The sequence below is a fragment of the Leisingera sp. CC-HEC096 genome, from assembly GCF_059429235.1.
Window position 1 is genome coordinate 2262501 of record NZ_JCAIJS010000001.1, and the last position, 16794, is coordinate 2279294.

General features: G+C 62.2%; 15 protein-coding genes and 1 tRNA gene (1 of these 16 cut by a window edge). 7 read left to right on the top strand and 9 right to left on the bottom strand.

Annotated features, from left to right (window positions below; translation table 11 throughout):
- Positions 1-676, bottom strand: partial view of a methyl-accepting chemotaxis protein gene (locus tag AC5STI_RS10920; protein ID WP_495446654.1) — the 5' end (the start) only. 746 nt of this gene lie to the left of the window's left edge; the window shows 676 of its 1422 coding nt (coding positions 1-676); the start codon lies at positions 674-676; the stop codon falls past the left edge of the window.
- 380 nt (positions 677-1056) lie between these two features.
- Between AC5STI_RS10920 and AC5STI_RS10925 the strand changes: the two genes are divergently transcribed.
- Positions 1057-2532, top strand: a complete 1476-nt coding sequence (locus tag AC5STI_RS10925) for a sensor histidine kinase (RefSeq protein WP_495446655.1) — start codon at positions 1057-1059, stop codon at positions 2530-2532.
- Positions 2533-2768: 236 nt separating this feature from the next.
- On the opposite strand, the gene AC5STI_RS10930 is transcribed toward AC5STI_RS10925, so the two are convergent.
- The 3 genes from AC5STI_RS10930 to AC5STI_RS10940 form a co-directional block, all read right to left on the bottom strand.
- Positions 2769-2845: transfer RNA gene (locus tag AC5STI_RS10930), tRNA-Arg, on the bottom strand.
- Between the two features lie 35 nt (positions 2846-2880).
- Complete coding sequence (locus AC5STI_RS10935; RefSeq protein ID WP_495446656.1) at positions 2881-3405, bottom strand: GNAT family N-acetyltransferase; 525 nt, start codon at positions 3403-3405, stop codon at positions 2881-2883.
- A 188-nt stretch (positions 3406-3593) separates the two neighbouring features.
- Positions 3594-4616, bottom strand: coding sequence for a PhzF family phenazine biosynthesis protein (locus tag AC5STI_RS10940; RefSeq protein ID WP_495446657.1), 1023 nt, complete (start codon positions 4614-4616; stop codon positions 3594-3596).
- Positions 4617-4699: 83 nt separating this feature from the next.
- Between AC5STI_RS10940 and AC5STI_RS10945 the strand changes: the two genes are divergently transcribed.
- Positions 4700-5635: a LysR family transcriptional regulator gene (locus AC5STI_RS10945; protein WP_495446658.1), complete on the top strand. Its 936-nt coding sequence runs from the start codon at positions 4700-4702 to the stop codon at positions 5633-5635.
- Between the two features lie 25 nt (positions 5636-5660).
- On the opposite strand, the gene AC5STI_RS10950 is transcribed toward AC5STI_RS10945, so the two are convergent.
- On the bottom strand, positions 5661-6302 hold the full coding sequence (locus AC5STI_RS10950; protein ID WP_495446659.1) for an alpha/beta family hydrolase: 642 nt from the start codon (positions 6300-6302) through the stop codon (positions 5661-5663).
- A gap of 299 nt (positions 6303-6601) precedes the next feature.
- Positions 6602-7150, bottom strand: a complete 549-nt coding sequence (locus AC5STI_RS10955; protein WP_495446660.1) for a LuxR C-terminal-related transcriptional regulator — start codon at positions 7148-7150, stop codon at positions 6602-6604.
- Between the two features lie 76 nt (positions 7151-7226).
- Here AC5STI_RS10955 and AC5STI_RS10960 point away from each other — a divergent pair, with 76 nt between their 5' ends.
- Genes AC5STI_RS10960 through AC5STI_RS10970 form a run of 3 tightly spaced genes read left to right on the top strand, consistent with a single transcriptional unit; the run spans position 7227 to position 10676 of the window.
- Positions 7227-8381, top strand: coding sequence for an acetyl-CoA acetyltransferase (locus tag AC5STI_RS10960; protein ID WP_495446661.1), 1155 nt, complete (start codon positions 7227-7229; stop codon positions 8379-8381).
- A complete protein-coding gene (locus AC5STI_RS10965) occupies positions 8378-9880 on the top strand; it encodes a class I adenylate-forming enzyme family protein (protein ID WP_495446662.1) in 1503 nt (500 codons plus the stop codon). Before AC5STI_RS10960 ends, AC5STI_RS10965 begins: the two co-directional genes overlap by 4 nt.
- Positions 9873-10676 carry a 3-hydroxybutyrate dehydrogenase gene (locus tag AC5STI_RS10970; protein WP_475047320.1) on the top strand — a complete coding sequence of 268 codons (804 nt, stop codon included), beginning with the start codon at positions 9873-9875 and terminating at the stop codon, positions 10674-10676. The genes AC5STI_RS10965 and AC5STI_RS10970 overlap by 8 nt, the downstream gene beginning before the upstream one ends.
- A 218-nt stretch (positions 10677-10894) precedes the next feature.
- Here AC5STI_RS10970 and AC5STI_RS10975 read toward each other — a convergent pair whose 3' ends face one another.
- Entirely contained in the window at positions 10895-11530 is a 636-nt protein-coding gene (locus AC5STI_RS10975) for a TetR/AcrR family transcriptional regulator (protein WP_495446663.1), read from the bottom strand.
- Between the two features lie 144 nt (positions 11531-11674).
- Here AC5STI_RS10975 and AC5STI_RS10980 point away from each other — a divergent pair, with 144 nt between their 5' ends.
- Positions 11675-13069 carry an aminotransferase gene (locus AC5STI_RS10980; protein WP_495446664.1) on the top strand — a complete coding sequence of 465 codons (1395 nt, stop codon included), beginning with the start codon at positions 11675-11677 and terminating at the stop codon, positions 13067-13069.
- 254 nt (positions 13070-13323) lie between these two features.
- Here the strand turns inward: AC5STI_RS10980 and AC5STI_RS10985 are convergent, their stop codons facing one another.
- Entirely contained in the window at positions 13324-13635 is a 312-nt protein-coding gene (locus AC5STI_RS10985; protein ID WP_475047325.1) for an ETC complex I subunit, read from the bottom strand.
- 206 nt (positions 13636-13841) lie between these two features.
- Between AC5STI_RS10985 and uvrB the strand changes: the two genes are divergently transcribed.
- Positions 13842-16040, top strand: a complete 2199-nt coding sequence (gene uvrB, locus AC5STI_RS10990) for an excinuclease ABC subunit UvrB (protein ID WP_495446665.1) — start codon at positions 13842-13844, stop codon at positions 16038-16040.
- 63 nt (positions 16041-16103) lie between these two features.
- Here the strand turns inward: uvrB and AC5STI_RS10995 are convergent, their stop codons facing one another.
- A complete protein-coding gene (locus AC5STI_RS10995) occupies positions 16104-16628 on the bottom strand; it encodes an REP-associated tyrosine transposase (protein ID WP_495446666.1) in 525 nt (174 codons plus the stop codon).
- Between the last annotated feature and the right edge of the window lie 166 nt (positions 16629-16794).

The window sequence follows — 16794 nt, forward strand, 5'->3', positions numbered from 1 at the left end:
GCTCCTCAATGGCAGCCGCAGTCTGCTCCAGGGTTGCTGCCTGGCTCTCGGTGCGCTGGGACAATTCACCGGCCGATTTGGTCATCTCACCGGCGGTGCGCTCCACGGCCTCGGACACCTGTGTCACCGCTCCCATGGCGGTTTCCAGCTGCCCTGCTGACTGGTTGAACGCCTCGCCCAGCGCCGCGATATCGGCCTGATCCGACAATTTGACCCGCACCGTCAGGTCCCCCTGGCTCATCGCCTCAAGACCGCGGGCGATTTCCTGCAGGCCAATACGCCGCTCCGTCACATCCGAGGCAACGAGAACCACACGCTCAACAGCGCCCCCGGCTCCGGCAACCGGTGCGTAGCTGGCTTGGAACCAAACGGTGGTGCCATCCTTTGCTATCCGCGGAAACTGCCCCGTGAACACCTCGCCAGAGGCCAGTTTTTTCCAGAAGCTTTTGTATTCCGCTCCGGCAGCAACCTCCGGCGCTACGAACATCGAGTGCTGCTGCCCCGCGATCTCTTCCATCCTGTAGCCCATGGCGGCAAGAAAATTGCCGTTTGCTGTCAGAAGGTCACCATCCGGGGTGAACTGAGCCACGGCTTGGGTGGCATCAACAGCGTCTGCAATGATCCTGGCGCCGCTGTCCTGTTCTGCGGGCCGTGCTGCCTTGAACTTGAAAAACAAAAGTCTTCTCCGCGCATTCCTGATTCTCTGTGCTCCCGAAGGGAGTAGACCGATTCCAAAAGAAATCTCTTAACACCGGCCCGCACGTTCGGGCACGGGTTTTACGATGACTTCACCCTGCCCGGCCCTGTCCTGACACACCGGCGGGACACCTGGATCTGCATAGCCCTGTGCACAATGGCGCCGCGTAGTCACACGCACCGCCCATCTTTACCGGTTAACAACCAAAAGTTGTGATGATAGTGGAAATGACGCCATAAGATGTTCTATGCGCCGTGAGCTATTCACGCGGCAGTCTGGCTGCACTCCGCGCCAGGCACAGCATCAACCCTCGGATCGGAGATGAACCGCGCGGGCGGCGACAACCGAAAGCGACAGACATGACAATTGCCAAGCAAGCAGCCTCACGTCAGTCCCGCTTCTCCGAAGCCTGGCTGCGCTTTCACGAGAAACGGATTGCAGCCGGGCTGGCGGCCGGGGGATTTCTGTTTGATTACCTGACACCGCTGGGCGTCGCTGCCGGACTTATCTATGCCTCTTTCATCATACTTGCCGTCTGGGCGGCCAAACCGGAGGCTGCATTCACTTACGCCAAGATTGCAACTGTGCTGACGGTGACCGGCTACTTCCTGTTCCAGCGCATCGGCATAGACGAGAGCGTTGTCCTGATGAACAGGACGCTAACGCTGTTTGCGATCTGGATTATCGCCTCCGTTGTGCACGAGCTGAAGACCAACCAGCTGTTTTTGGAGCAGAAACAGAAGGAGCTGACTGCAATACAGGACAACACCGCCGAGGGCATGATCACAATTGACTGCAAGGGTATTATTCAAAGCTACAACCGTGCCTGCGAAAAGATTTTCGGTTATTCCGCCAGCGAAGCGGTTGGCCGCAATGTTAAGTTCCTGATGCCTGAACCCTATCGCTCCAGGCACGATGGCTACCTCGCCGCTCACCTGCGGACCGGTCAAAACAGGAATATCGGCACACGACGGGAATTTCAGGGGCAGCACAAGGACGGCGGCACGTTTCCCCTTGAACTGTCGGTGAGCGAGGTCAGGGTGGGCGGCCATCATCTGTTCAGCGGCATTGTCCGCGATATTTCCGACCGCAAACACGCCGAGGCGGAACGTGAAGAGATCATGAGCGAACTGGCCCGCTCGAACCGGGACCTGGACGATTTCGCCTATGTCGCCTCCCACGATTTGCGCGCGCCTCTGCGCGTGATCGGGAACGCCTCCCAGTGGCTGGAGGAAGATCTGGCGGACGGATTGGATGATGACAGCCGGGAAAACCTGGAACTGCTCCGCGCCCGGGTATCACGGATGGACCGGCTGCTCGATGATCTTCTCGAATACTCCCGGGCAGGCCGCCAGCAAGACAGCAGGTATCAGCAGACCATGCCTGGCGACGAGCTGATGCGTGAGGTCCTGATGCTGGTCGAAAAGCCGGAGGGGTTCACCATCAGTATCGCACCCGGCTTTGACGGTATCCAGCTGCCGAACATGCCGCTCAAGCAGATTTTCACCAATCTGGTTTCCAACGCGATCAAGCATAATGACCGCGCCACCGGCACGGTCTGGGTAAACGTGGAGGACGCAGGCGAAAACTACCTGTTTTCAGTCGCCGATGACGGTCCCGGCATCGCTCCCGAGTACCACGATCAGGTATTCAAAATGTTCCAGACCCTGAAATCGCGCGACGAGGTCGAGGGCAGCGGCATCGGCCTGTCAATCGTCAAGAAGCATCTGGAGCGCGCAGGCGGCACGATCTCCGTCCGTTCCGCCCCCGGAGAAGGCTGCGCATTCCGCTTCACCTGGCCAAAGCAGCAGGAGCTTCAGCAAAAAAGCGGATAAACTGGAAACCCGCCGCAGCGGATTCCGCCCTGGAGGAAACGTGAGGGTCCTCTGGGCCAGAGCCGCCACAGACGTCTCCCGTACCGCTCCTGCTGACCTTCCAGAGTGCCGGATCGCCCCTGGGGACAGCCGGGCTGCCGACGGAATCAGAGACCTGACCGCCCGGAAACGGACTTTGCACACGCGCAGTGCCTGCGCAGACAAAGCGCTAGGCTCAGAAAAGAAATAACGAGAAATGGCGATCCCTGAAGGACTCGAACCCTCAACCTGCTGATTAGAAGTCAGCTGCTCTATCCAGTTGAGCTAAGGGACCGCGTGGCGCCAGTTATGACAGGCTCCGGCCGGGGGTCAAGCCGCGGCGCGCAGGTCCAAGTGCATAAAGACCGACCAAGGGTCCTCGCCGTAGTCCGCAAACGGCCCGCATTGCACAAACCCCAGGGATTCATACAGACGGCGCGACGGCAAGAAATCATCCGTCGACCCGGTTTCCAGATAAATGCCAGAGGCGTTATCGCGCCGGGCCAGCGCCAGCAGGAAATCCAGCATCGCCCGCCCTGCCCCGCTGCCGCGCGCCTCTGCCAGTGTATGCATCGACTTCAGCTCGCGCGCGCCATCGTCCAAGGTTTTCAGCGCCCCCATGGCAATAGCCTTGCCGCCCTGGCGCAACAGGAAGAACCGCACATCCGGCCCTTCCAGCCCGCTCCCGTCCAAGGCATGGCAGCTTTCCTCAGGCGACTGCGCAGCCATTTGCGACAGATGCCGCCGGATCATCGCGGCGGCCTCCGGTTCCGCCGGGCTTGCCGGGCTGATTTCAAATCCGGAAACAGGGGTGCCGGCGCCACCCGGGCTGCTGCGGTGCTCTACGTTCGCCATATTGCCTCACGATCTTATCAGCGGTCACCGGTGCGGTCCGGCACAGAACGCACCGGCCTGGCACGACCCCTACTCTGTGTTTACTGTCAGGGAAAGAAAATTCCTTATCACTCAGCAGCACGGAAAAGGACCGCTGCCAGGGGCAACGGTCCGGGGAAACGAACACATCAGAAACAGGACCGCCGCCGTCAAGTGCCCTGGCACCGTTCCGGTAAACAGATCTCCATTTCCTTCATCACGGCGCCGAAACCGCCCGCCATCAGGCCAGTGATCCGGCCCGCCTCCAAATCCAGCTCGACCATGATTTCGCTGGGCGACGCCGGCACCATGTAGTGGCCCTGCTCGATCAGAAGCTTGGGCTTGCGGATGCCAAGATGGTCATAAAGCGCGCAGGCCAGCGGCCCGGCGGCCATGCCGGTTGCCGACTCCTCAGCTATGCCATAGCGCGGCGCGAACATGCGTGCCGTGGCATCGGCGGAGGTTGCAGCGGGATCCGTTGTGAAGACATAGAACCCGATCAGGTCCAGCGCCTCGCTGATGGCTTCGATCTGCGGCTGCCGGGGCTGGATAGCCGCCAGCGCAGCGGCGTCCTTGACTGCAACCAGCACAAAACTGTTGCCGGTATTGGCAAGCACCGGCGCAAAGCGCGGATCCAGCCTGTCTTCGGCAAGGCCGAGCGCGGCCAGCACATCCTGCAGCTGGACACCGCGGTCCGCCCAATCAGCGGCCGTCTCGTAGCGCGGCGCCAGCTGCTCCATATAGGCCGCGCCTTCCCGGACGATGATTTTCCGAGGCCCGTCAACGGTTTCTTTGGAGGTCTCGCCCTCCTTAACCCGCCCGAGTTCAGCCAGATAGCTGAAGGTCGCGATGGTCGCGTGGCCGCAATGGGCAATGCGCCGGGCCGGGGTGAAGAAGTCCAGCTTGAACCCCTCGGTGGCGGAACGCGAAACGAACGCGGTCTCCGACAGCCCAACCTTTTGCGCGATTTCCAGCATCTGCGCCTCGCTAAGGTCATCGGCATCCAGCACAACTCCCGCGGGGTTGCCGCCGGCTGCCTGCACGTGCCCGCCGCTGCCGCGGCTGATCCGCTTGAGGTCCGCATCGCTCAACCCGTCGCGGCCGGCCTCAAGCAATTCCGCGTCGCCGGTGTCGCGAAGGGTGACGAACCCGTTGACGATGCGGGCGGTGACAGATGTGGTGTTCCGGGTCATGCTGCGAACTCCTTTTCATGAACTTCTGTCAGCATGACCAAACTCTTGCGTCTGTAATACTGATATAACTATGATCAGGATTCATGAATTACGACAGCCTTCTCCCTAAACTTCTGCAGAGCGCCCCCCTGCTGGCGGCCATTGCCGAGGAACAAAACTTTACCCGCGCTGCGGAACGGCTGGGGATTGAGCAATCCGCGGTCAGCCACCGGATCAAGGCGCTGGAGGAGGCCCTCGGCGTACCGCTGTTTGACCGCACCACCCGCCGGATCACTCCGACGGACGCCGGCCGCATCGTGTGTGAGGCCGCGCAGCAAAGCGGCGGAGTCTGGCAAGCCGCGCTCACCCGGCTGCAGGACCTGAAAACCAGCCGCAGCCTGCGGCTTTCGGTATCGTCTTCGGTGGCGATGAAGTGGATCGTGCCCGCCCTGCAGCGCGCGCAGGCCAGCGGCCTGGATCTGCTGGTGGACGTCGATGACCGGCTGGCCGACCTGCACGCAGGCGAGGCCAAGGCCGCGATCCGCTATGGCATGGGGCCATATCCGGGCCTGCATTCGGAACCCTTGCTGCAGGCCGTGCTGCTGCCGGTCTGCCGCCCGGGTTACCTGGGGCCGCAATCCTTTCAGGACTATTGCCGGCAGCCCGGCGCCCGCCTGCTGGTCGACCGCTTCGGCGAAACCGACGGCACCGGGTTCAGCTGGAACGCCTATTTTTCGGGCCGCGGCTGGGACATCGGGTTTGAGCGCTCCATCAATGCCTTTGCCCGTGCCGACCTGGCCATCCAGGCCGCAATCAGCGGCATGGGCATTGCGCTGGGGCGCAGCCTGCTGGTCGAACATGATCTGGAGGCCGGCTTTCTGGAGGCTGCCGGCCCGCCGGTGAAATCACGGGCCCGCTACTGGCTGGTCACCACGCCGGCCAATGCGGCGACGGAGGGGTACCAGGTCTTGCGGAGCTGGCTTCAGGCAGAGGTCTCGGAGATGCGCAAACAGCAGGCCGCGCTGTTCGGCAAGCGGTAGGAGCCTTCATCTCAGCAGCCGGGCCTCAGCCCGCCGCCCTGATCCAGCGGGCGATCTCCTCAGCAGCTGACTGCAAATGCTGCTCCTGCGTCAGCCCGGTCACTCTCTTACGCGGCTTCAGGTCATGATCGCCGTCTTCCAGCCAGCAAAACGCCGCCGCACCGGAAAGGTCATAGCCTGCAACCTCCCCCTGCGTGCCGAACGGGTCACGGGTGCCCTGGCAAATCAGCGCTGGCGTTCTCAGTCCGGCCAGATGCCCGGTCCTGAGCTTTTCGGGTTTGCCAGGCGGATGGAACGGATAGCCAAGGCAGACCAATCCGCGGATGCGTTCCTGAGCCCAAAGATCATCGGCAATCAGACTGGCGACCCGGCCGCCCATGGACTTGCCGCCGATAAACAGCGGGCCGCTGCAGGCAAGCGTCTCGATGGCTTCGCGGTACTCTTCCTGCAACACCTCAACCTTCGGCGGCGGCCTTTTCGGCCCGCCGCTGCGGCGGCCTGCCATGTATGCGAATTCAAACCGGGCAACGCGCATCCCCCGGGCGGCAAGGGCCTCTGCCATCGTGGTCATGAAGGGCGTGTCCATTGCCGCCCCTGCACCGTGGGCGAGGAGAATGGTGGCGCGCCCCGGTTCGTCGCCGTTCAAGAGAAACCTGAATTCAGACATGAAAGCTTACCCTCAGAACCGCCCCTTAGAATTTGGCATGAGCTGCCGCCGTTACCGGCGAGAGCTGCATCCGGAACCACCATGCGCGCAAACAAAATGGGGCCGCAAGACCGCTCCGCCCTCTGGAAGCTGAAGCGCTTGCAGCGGAGGTGCTCAGGGGCAGAGCAATTTGATCCTGCCGTTCCCAGCGAGACACCGAGCCATATCGCTCAATTTTGGCGGCGGCAAAAGGCGTCTGCACTTGCACGTCGCTTTGGGGCCGCCCCCCGGTGCTCCGCGGGCACGCAAACCAAGGCACGCTAAATCGGCACACCGGTGATGCGCGCGATCAATTCCAATGAGTTCCGCGCACCGAATTTCTCCAATAGCCGGGCGCGATGGACCTCGACCGTCCGCGGTGAGATGCCAAGCCCGCGCGCGATCTCCTTGCTGGTAAGCCCTTCGGCCATCATCTTGGCCACCTGCCGCTCCCGCGCGGTCATCTCTGTGATCGGGCGCTGCTCGGAAATATCGGCGAACGTCCAAACCGACCGGGCAAAAGGCGTATCCGCATCAAGCGACTGCCCCCGCACCCGGCACCAGAAATGCGAACCGTCCCGGCGGCGCATGATGCGCTCATCTTCGTACTGGCCGGTGCCCTGCATCTTGTGCAGGCCAAGGTCCCCGATGCGCCGGTATTCCTCCATCGACGGGTAAAGCACCGAAAGGGAACGCCCTTCGAGATCCTCCGCCCGGTATCCGAACATGCGTGCGAAACGGGGATTACAGCGGCGGATCAGGCGGTTTTCGGCATAGATCAGCCCGATCGGGGCATGGTCGAAGGCAAGGGATTCAAGGTCAGCATTCATGGATAATTACGTAGTTACACGGATCGCGCCGCCATCGTTACACAATTAGCCTGTCTTCACGTCAAGGGAGGCAGATATGGACGCAAAAATAGTTGGCTGGGGCCACACACCATTCGGTGCGCTGGACCAGAGTTTTGAGGAGCTGATCCAGACCGCCGCCGCGGAGGCGATCGAAATGGCCTGTGTCGGCCCGGAAGAGATCGATGCAATCTGGCTGGGGCATTTCAACAGCGGCATGGTCCCGGACGCCTTTGCGTCGTCGCTTGTGCTGGGCCTGGATGAGCGGCTGCGCTTCACGCCTGCAACCCGTGTGGAAAACGCCTGCGCTTCGGGCTCGGCGGCGGTCTATGCGGCGCGTGATGCCATCCGGGCGGGATCGGCCCGGACCGTCCTGGTGATTGGCGCGGAGAAGATGACCTCGCTTGACACCAAAGGGGTGACTGCGGCGCTGGCGGGCGCCTCCTATCAGACCGAAGAGGCGGGGGTCAGCTTTCCGCAGATTTTCGCCCGGATCGCCAGCGGTTATTTCCAGGCCTACGGCGACCAGTCCGAGACGCTGGCCCGTATCGCCGTTAAGAACCATGCCAACGCGCAGGCCAACCCCCTGGCGCAGATGCGCCGGGACGTGAGCTTTGAGTTCTGCAACACGCCCAGCGACAAGAACCCGGTGATCGCTCCGCCGCTGCGGCTGACGGATTGCTCGCTGATTTCGGACGGTGCCGCCGCGCTGGTGATGGTGGCCGAAGACCGCGCCGGCTTTGAATGCGCGGCAGGGTTCCGCGCCGCCTGCCAGGTCAATGATTACCTGCCCATGTCGCGCCGGGACATGACCCGCCTCGCAGGTGCGGCGCGCGCGTTCGAAATGGCCTTTGAAGAGGCCGGCATCGGCGTGAATGACCTCGACCTGGCGGAAGTGCATGACTGTTTCACCATCGCCGAGCTGATGATCTACGAGGCGATGGGCCTGGCGCCGCAGGGCCAGGGGGCCCGGGCGGTGGCAGATGGCACCGTCATGGCCGGCGGCGCCCTGCCCGTGAACCTGTCGGGCGGGTTGAAGGCCAAGGGCCATCCGGTCGGCGCCACCGGTGTTTCCATGCATGTTTTGGCTGCGCAGCAGGTTACCGGACAGGCCGGGCCGCTGCAGAAACCCGGGGCAGAGCTGGCGGGTGTTTTCAACATGGGCGGTTCCGGCGTTGCCAATTACTGTTCCATTCTGGAGGCCCGTTCATGAACCCCGCCGAGTGGCTGCACCGGACTGCATTGCGCGCCGGCGCACGTCCTGCCCTGCTCATAGGGGACCGGACCATATTGGACTATGCGGGCTTTCGCGATGCGGCAGCGCGCCTTGGCACGGGGCTGGCTGCACGCGGCGTTTCCAAGGGCGACCGGGTCGCGGTCTTCATGGGCAACCGCATTGAGTACCTGATCGCGCTGTACGGTATCTGGTTCACCGGTGCCGCGGCCGTACCGGTTAACGCCAAGCTGCACCCGAAGGAGGCCGGCTGGATCATCGAAAACGCCGGCGCTGCCCTGACGCTGAGCGATGGCAAGCACGCGCCCGGCCTGAGCGGACCGGTGGTTTCGGCGGACGGGGCAGAGTGGGATACGCTCCTGCGGTCATCACCGATGGCGCGGCCGGAGATGCTGGACGCCGACGATATGGTTTGGCTGTTTTACACCTCAGGCACCACCGGCAAGCCCAAAGGCGTGATGATGACGTGCGGCAACATTGCCGCCATGACCTATGCCTATTTCACCGATGTCGATGATGTGCTGCCCCCAGACGCCATCCTTTACGCGGCGCCGATGTCGCACGGGGCCGGCATCTACAACTTCATGCACGTGATCCGCGGCGCCCGCCATGCGGTGCCGGAAAGCGGCGGGTTCGATCCGCAAGAAATTCTCGCACTGGGGCGGTCGGTTGGCAGCATCTCCATGTTCGCAGCCCCCACCATGGTGCGCCGCCTGGCAAGTCACGCCAAGGCAACGGGCCAGGATGGAGAAGGTTTGCGCACGATCACCTATGCCGGCGGGCCGATGTATGAGGCAGATATTCTGGACGCGGTTGAGACCATGGGCGCGCGTTTCATTCAGGTCTATGGCCAGGGTGAATGCCCCATGGGCATCACGGTACTGCCGCGCAATGACGTGGCCGGCCGCAGCCACCCGCGATGGCGCGCGCGGCTGAACTCCGTGGGCACAGCCCAGAGCGCTGTCATGGTCCGGATCGCCGATGAAACCGGCACTGAGCTGCCGCCCGGCGAAACCGGCGAAATCACCGTTCGCGGGGCGACGGTGATGAAAGGATACTGGCGCAACCCCGCGGCCACCGCCAAGACAATCCGCGACGGCTGGCTCTGGACCGGCGACATGGGCTCAATGGACCAGGACGGCTATGTCACGATGATCGACCGCTCGAAGGACATGATTATCTCGGGCGGATCCAACATCTATCCCCGCGAAGTGGAGGACGTTCTCCTGTCTCACCCGCAGGTCTCCGAAGCGGCCGTGGTGGGCCGGCCCCACCCGGAGTGGGGCGAAGAAGTGGTGGCCTTTGTCGTGGGAACTGCCGCACAGGAGGCGCTTGACGCCCGCTGCCTGGAACAGATCGCGCGGTTCAAGCGGCCAAAGCAGTACATCTTTGTGCCGGAACTGCCCAAGAACAATTATGGCAAGGTGCTGAAAACCGATCTGCGCGCCATGCTGCAACAGGAGCAACTGCATGACTGATCTGACCGGAAAGACCGCCCTCGTAACAGGTTCGGTTCAGGGCATCGGGCTGGCAATGGCCAAGGCTTTTGCCGGGGCGGGCGCCCGCGTGGCCGTGCATGGGCTGGCCGATCAGGAACAAGCCCGGGCCGCTATGGCCGAAGTCACCGCTGCCGGCGCTCCGGAAACCCGGTTTTTCGATGCTGACATGCGGGACGCAAGCGCGGTCGAAGCCATGATGGCCGGAATGGAAGAATGGGGGGGCACCGACATCCTCGCCAACAACGCGGGCATCCAGAAAACCGTCTCCCTCGCGGAGGCAGACACCGCCACATGGGATGCTGTGCTGGGTGTCAACCTGACGGGGGCCTTTCACACGATGCGCCTGGCCATGCCCAAAATGGCCGAACGCGGATACGGGCGGGTGGTCAATATCGCCTCGGTTCACGGGCTGGTCGCTTCGGTGAACAAGGCGCCCTATGTGGCATCGAAGTTCGGGCTGGTGGGGCTGTCCCGGGTCGCAGCGCTGGAATACGCGAGCCAGGGCAGCCGCGACACGGGCGGCATTACTGTCAACTGCATCTGCCCCGGCTGGACGGAAACCGCGATCATCGAGCCCCAAGTCCAGGCCCGCGCCGCCCTGCACGGCGGCGACAGAGCAGCGGGGATTGCCGACCTTCTCGCCGAAAAACAACCCTCCCGCCGCACCTCCGACCCCTCTGAAATCGGTGCGCTGGCGCTCTGGCTCTGCGCCCGCGAGGCACACAACGTCACGGGGGCATCCATTCCCGTCGATGGCGGCTGGACGGCGCAATAGTTAGCGGGGCAAGCACCGGCGCCGCGATGCCGCTTGGCCCCTTTCTTCGCGTCTTTCAGGTGCGCGTCAGTGCTTCGGATTTCCGTCCTCTTTGAGAGCTTGACGGCCCGGGGAGGCGAGCGGCTGCGCCCATTTGCCCCCCGGAGCCGGTCACGAGTTCAAAAACTCACCTGAAACTGCGGCCGGCAACCGCTCTCAGCAGATCAATCTGGACAATGTCAAAAGTGGTCCGGAAACAAGCTCTTTGCAACATACAGACAGGTCCGCTCAGCCTTGCCGCGGTCAAAATCATCTGCGTGCAAGTGAAAGTCGGTCCACGTTCCCTCAAGGAGAGCGATCAGCCCGTCGGCTGCAAGCTCTGCATCGGCGCCGGCGTAGGACCCCTCGTCGATGAGAGTCTGACAAATCTCAATCAGCACATTGCGCAGATTTGCATCCCTGGAATCGATGTACCGCCGGTACTCCGGGTTCGAATAGACTTCAGATCGGAAGGCGAACCAAACCGCGACATCGCGACGGTTGAGCAGGTCCGGCGAAACATCCAGTTTGATGATCCCTTTCAATTTTTCCGCCGCCGGAAGGGCCGGGTCCAGGGCCACCCTCTTCCATCGTTCGGAGTAGCTGTTCGCCAAATCTTCGGCGACTGCCAGCAGGAGGTTCTCCTTGGTCTTGAAATGCAGATTTATCATGCCCCGCGACAGGCCGGAAATGTCCTGAATTGCGGCAATGGTCGCCCCCCGGAAGCCGTATCTGAAAATGGCTTCCGCTGCGGACTCCAGGAGATGACGCCGATTCTTGGACTTGCTGAACTCCCTGGCGTTCAGCCCTTCCCCATGCTGGCCGGTGCTGCTCACGTCCTTTGCGACCCTCTTTGCTTCAGGGGAATGCCCCAAGTTTCCAATGGCTTCACACAAACCGAACTTAAAAGCAAAGGCCGTTCTTGACAATGAATGTACGTTTGTTCAGTTTGTGATAAGTGTTACAATGCAGGTGAGATCATGACGCTGCTGAATACCGGCTTCGACACAGTCCGCGATTGGGACAACGGGCATTTCGTGCATCCGTGGGAGGGGATGGCCCACATCGGCCAGAACAACAGGACGTTTACCGAGGGCGGTGAAGGCATCTATGTCACCACGGAAACGGGTGAGCGCCTGATCGACGGACCGGCCGGCATGTGGTGCGTGCAGATCGGTTACGGCAACACCGAGATAGCCGAAGCGATGGCACAGCAGGCACGGGAATTGGCTTATTTCTCGCCGTTCAACAACGCGAACTCCACCTCCGCACGCCTGGCCCATGAAATAGCCGGACACACGCCGGGGGATCTGAACCATGTGTTCTTCACCACCGGCGGCTCTACGGCCGTGGACAGTGCGCTGCGCTTCGTTCAGTTCCGCAACAATGTCCTGGGACGGCCGGAAAAGAAAACCGTCATCTCGCGCCAGAAGGCCTATCACGGCTCAACCTATCTGGCGGCCTCGATGAGCGGCAAGGAACGCGACAAGGGCTGGCTGGACCAGGCAGAGCATCTGACCCATTTCCTGCCCAACGTGAACCCTTATGTCCGCGCCGAAGGCCAGAGCGTCGAGGCGTTTCTGGATGAAAAGGTTGCGGACCTGGAAAACGCGATCCTGCAGATCGGTGCTGACAAGGTAGCGGCTTTCATTGCCGAACCGATCCTGTGTTCGGGCGGGGTGATCATTCCGCCGGCGGGTTATCACAGACGCTGTCTCGAAGTCTGCCGCCGGCATGACGTGCTCTACATCTCTGACGAAGTGGTCACCGGTTTCGGCCGCATGGGCCACTGGTTTGCCTCCGAAGAGGTGTTCGATATCGTTCCCGACATCATCACCTGCGCCAAGGGCATGACCTCAGGCTATGTGCCGATGGGGGCCTGCATCATCTCGGACCGGCTGATTGCCGAGGTGTCCGGCAGTAATTCCCAGGACGCGACCTTCTCGAACGGGTTCACCTACTCCGGCCATCCGGTCAGCGCTGCCGCAGCGCTCAAGAATATCGAAATCATCGAACGCGATGGCATCCTTGAGCATGTGCGAAAGGTCACGCCCCATTTCGAAGCACGGCTCGCAGCCCTTGCCGGCCTCCCGCTGGTCGGTGATGCGCGCGGTCAGGGGCTGCTTGGCTGTGTCGAATGCGTAGCTGATGCAACGGCCGGCGACGTGCTCGCACTCGACAAGTCCGTGGGCGCCATGATCGACGCGCATTGCCAGGACAACGGCCTCATCCTGCGCCCGATCATCAACATGTGCGTGTTCTCACCGCCGCTGATCATCTCCGAAAGCCAGATCGACCAGATGTTCGACATTCTGGAGGACGGCATCCGCAAGACAACAAGCGATCTCATCAAGCAGGGGATCAAGCTCGTATGAAACAAGAGAGTGTGCGGCGCTAGCGGCCCGGGTGGAGTCCCCGCGCCAAGGGCACCTGCGGCAGCACCTTGCCGCGGGCGCCCGTGCCTTAACGTCAAATTGACCCATAAAGATTGGGCCGAACAGCTCGCTTCGGAGCACCGCTCCGCCTGCTGAGACCCGGATATGGAAAAGGCGCCCATTAGGCGCCTATTTGCAAATCCCGATGAGAACCCGTGCCGAAACGGTGGGAACTCGATCAAGATTTACAAACCTCAGTGGGTCCAGGGCCCGCGGCGGTTGGTGGCGAAATTGTCGCCATAGCCGCCCGGACGGATGTTGGCCTTGCGCTCCTTGGGCTCGACCACCAGCGCCTCAATGCCATGATCCTTGGCATATTCCAGCGCCGCCTCCTTGGTATCAAAGCGCAGACGCACCTGGCTCTGGGTGTCGCTTGAGGAGGTCCAGCCCATCAGCGGATCCACCTCGCGGGCGCTTGCCGGCGCGAATTCCAGGACCCATCTCCGCGTCTTCGCCATGCCCGAGGTCATGGCATTGCGTGCTGGCCGGTAAATCCGCGCTTGCATGGGCTGTCTCCTGGTGTCTCAACCTGTGAATCTCGAAGTTGCGCATTTATGCGCCGGATATGCCTCTGCAGCAAGGTGGCAAATGCGCCGTATTTCAACGGTTTTGCCCTGCCGCCACAGGCGTTTGGCTGCAACAAGGCCGGATGCCCCCTTGAACAAGAACAAAAACAGACCAAAATCAGCGCGGTCCCCAACGGAGTCGCCCGATGCCCTATGCCCATTCCGACAAGTCCATGCCGATGATGACCCAGCGGGCGCCGCAGCAGCGGCCCAAGCTGGAGGGCGGCAAGCGGTTCGTGATGAACACCACCTTCGATCCCGCAGGCGACCAGCCCACCGCGATCAAGGAACTGTCCGAGGGCGTTCTGGACGGCGAGCGCAACCAGGTGCTCTTGGGCGCCACCGGCACCGGCAAAACCTTCACCATGGCCAAGGTGATCGAGGAAACCCAGCGCCCGGCGATCATCCTCGCCCCCAACAAGACGCTGGCGGCGCAATTGTACGGCGAATTCAAGGGCTTCTTCCCGGAGAACTCGGTCGAATACTTCGTCTCCTTCTACGACTACTACCAGCCGGAGGCCTATGTGCCGCGCTCCGACACGTATATCGAGAAGGAATCCCAGATCAACGAGCAGATTGACCGGATGCGCCACTCCGCCACCCGCGCCCTGCTCGAACGCGACGACGTGATCATCATCGCCTCCGTCAGCTGCATCTACGGCATCGGCTCGGTTGAGACCTACTCGGCGATGACCCAGGACCTGAAAGCGGGCGAGATGTACGACCAGCGCCAGATCATGGCCGATCTGGTCGCCCAGCAGTACAAGCGCAACGACCAGGCCTTCCAGCGCGGCTCCTTCCGGGTCCGCGGCGACACGCTGGAAATCTTCCCCGCCCACCTGGAAGACCGCGCCTGGAAACTCTCCTTCTTCGGCGAGGAGCTGGAGGCGATCACCGAATTCGACCCGCTGACCGGCGAGAAAACCGGCACCTTCGAGCAGATCCGCGTCTATGCGAACTCCCACTATGTGACGCCCAAACCGACCCTCAACCAGGCCATCATCTCTATCAAGCAGGAGCTGAAGCAGCGCCTTGAGCAGCTGGTCGGCGACGGCAAGCTCTTGGAAGCGCAGCGGCTGGAACAGCGCACCAACTTCGACCTGGAAATGCTGGAGGCCACCGGCCACTGCAACGGCATCGAAAACTACTCTCGCTACCTCACGGGCCGCGCCCCGGGCGAGCCGCCCCCGACCCTGTTCGAATTCATCCCCGACAACGCCATCGTGTTTGCCGATGAAAGCCACGTCTCCGTCCCCCAGATCGGCGGCATGTACCGGGGCGACCACCGGCGCAAGTTCACTCTGGCCGAACACGGCTTCCGCCTGCCCTCCTGCATGGACAACCGCCCGCTCAAGTTCGAGGAATGGGACGCCATGCGCCCGCAGTCGGTCTTCGTCTCCGCCACCCCGGCGGCGTGGGAGCTGGAACAGGCGGGCGGCGTCTTCACCGAACAGGTGATCCGCCCCACCGGCCTTCTGGACCCGGAGGTCGAAATCCGCCCGGTCGGCATGCAGGTGGACGACCTCCTGGATGAGATCCGCAAAGTCACCGCCAACGGCTTCCGCACCCTGGTCACCACCCTCACCAAACGCATGGCCGAGGACCTCACCGAATACCTGCACGAACAGGGCATCAAGGTCCGCTACATGCACTCCGACATCGACACGCTGGAGCGGATCGAGATCCTGCGCGACCTGCGCCTCGGCGCTTTCGACGTGCTGATCGGCATCAACCTGCTGCGCGAGGGTCTCGACATTCCCGAATGCGGCCTGGTCGCTATTCTGGACGCCGACAAGGAAGGCTTCCTGCGTTCCGAGACCTCGCTGATCCAGACCATCGGCCGCGCCGCCCGCAACGCCGACGGCCGTGTCATCATGTATGCCGACAAGATCACCGGCTCGATGGAGCGCGCCCTGGGCGAGACCAACCGCCGCCGCGAAAAGCAGATCGCCTACAATCTCGAACACGGCATCACGCCTGAAACCGTCAAGAAAAACGTCGAGGACGTGCTGGCCGGCCTCTACGAGGGCGATGTGGACATGAACCGCGTCACCGCCCAGATCGGCAAGCCGATGCACGGCGCCAACCTGGAGGCGCATCTGAACGGGTTGCGCGACGACATGCGCAAGGCGGCGGAGAACCTGGAGTTCGAAGAAGCCGCCCGCCTGCGCGACGAGATCAAACGGCTGGAGGCCGTGGACCTCGCCATCTCCGACGACCCCCTGGCGCGGCAGTCGGCGGTGGAGGCGGCGTCAGAGGCCGCGGTTAAGTCGCGCGGCCGGTCAACGGCGGGGAAAGCGGGGACGCGAGCCTACAGGGGGAAGTCGCAGAAGAAGTTTTCGTAGGGTGGGCAATTTGCCCACCATTCCACGGGTGACAAAAAGAAATGGTGGGCGGAATCGCCCACCCTACTCGCCGAACTCTCCCTCCGGGCTTGGCTCTGTCCACTCTGCCGGGACTCTGCACGCCCGAATATCCCGATGGATCGAGGAAAATTTCCAATCTGCCGGCCGAGCGGCCAGCCCATGCTTCACCGGATTGGTCCAGCAGTAAGTGACATGCCGCCGGTAGTCTTTTTCATTCCGGATAAAATGCTCCCAAAACCGGCGCTGCCAGATCCCCTTTTCCCGCTTGGCGTGCTTGCTGGCGGAACGACCAAAGCTTCCGCCCACGGCATGTGAAAACCGGGACTTGATCAGCCGCCAGCGCCCGGAGAAATCGCAGTCTCCCTCTGGCAAGGTCCAGACCGCATGCAAGTGGTCCGGCAGAATAACCATTGCCTCACAGCGGAACGGCAGCTGCCGCTGAGTATCCGCATAAGCTTGCCGCAATGCAGCAATCTCCTCGACGAGCAAGGATGTCCCCCGCTGCGCCAGGCTGACGGTGAAGAAATAGCAGCCGCCATCGCTTTTGAACCGGCGGTAGTTTGGCATGGGGTATTTGAACCTGAGGCAGGTTAACACCCTATTAACCACCCGATCCGAGGTGGGCAAATTGCCCACCCTACGCAGAGCGGGCGTTCTTGCCATTGCCGCCTAACAAATTAAGTAACCACCTGTGAAAAAACAAGGTTTCGCAGAAAACCCCTTTTCATTTTCA

Coding starts and splice junctions, on each gene's coding strand:
- AC5STI_RS10965 (WP_495446662.1), top strand. CDS start 8,378: ATGAACCCCGCCGAGTGGCTGCACCGGACTGCATTGCGCGCCGGCGCA.
- uvrB (WP_495446665.1), top strand. CDS start 13,842: ATGCCCTATGCCCATTCCGACAAGTCCATGCCGATGATGACCCAGCGG.
- AC5STI_RS10935 (WP_495446656.1), bottom strand. CDS start 3,405: ATGGCGAACGTAGAGCACCGCAGCAGCCCGGGTGGCGCCGGCACCCCT.
- AC5STI_RS10925 (WP_495446655.1), top strand. CDS start 1,057: ATGACAATTGCCAAGCAAGCAGCCTCACGTCAGTCCCGCTTCTCCGAA.
- AC5STI_RS10950 (WP_495446659.1), bottom strand. CDS start 6,302: ATGTCTGAATTCAGGTTTCTCTTGAACGGCGACGAACCGGGGCGCGCC.
- AC5STI_RS10995 (WP_495446666.1), bottom strand. CDS start 16,628: ATGCCAAACTACCGCCGGTTCAAAAGCGATGGCGGCTGCTATTTCTTC.
- AC5STI_RS10980 (WP_495446664.1), top strand. CDS start 11,675: ATGACGCTGCTGAATACCGGCTTCGACACAGTCCGCGATTGGGACAAC.
- AC5STI_RS10940 (WP_495446657.1), bottom strand. CDS start 4,616: ATGACCCGGAACACCACATCTGTCACCGCCCGCATCGTCAACGGGTTC.
- AC5STI_RS10945 (WP_495446658.1), top strand. CDS start 4,700: ATGAATTACGACAGCCTTCTCCCTAAACTTCTGCAGAGCGCCCCCCTG.
- AC5STI_RS10985 (WP_475047325.1), bottom strand. CDS start 13,635: ATGCAAGCGCGGATTTACCGGCCAGCACGCAATGCCATGACCTCGGGC.
- AC5STI_RS10970 (WP_475047320.1), top strand. CDS start 9,873: ATGACTGATCTGACCGGAAAGACCGCCCTCGTAACAGGTTCGGTTCAG.
- AC5STI_RS10960 (WP_495446661.1), top strand. CDS start 7,227: ATGGACGCAAAAATAGTTGGCTGGGGCCACACACCATTCGGTGCGCTG.
- AC5STI_RS10955 (WP_495446660.1), bottom strand. CDS start 7,150: ATGAATGCTGACCTTGAATCCCTTGCCTTCGACCATGCCCCGATCGGG.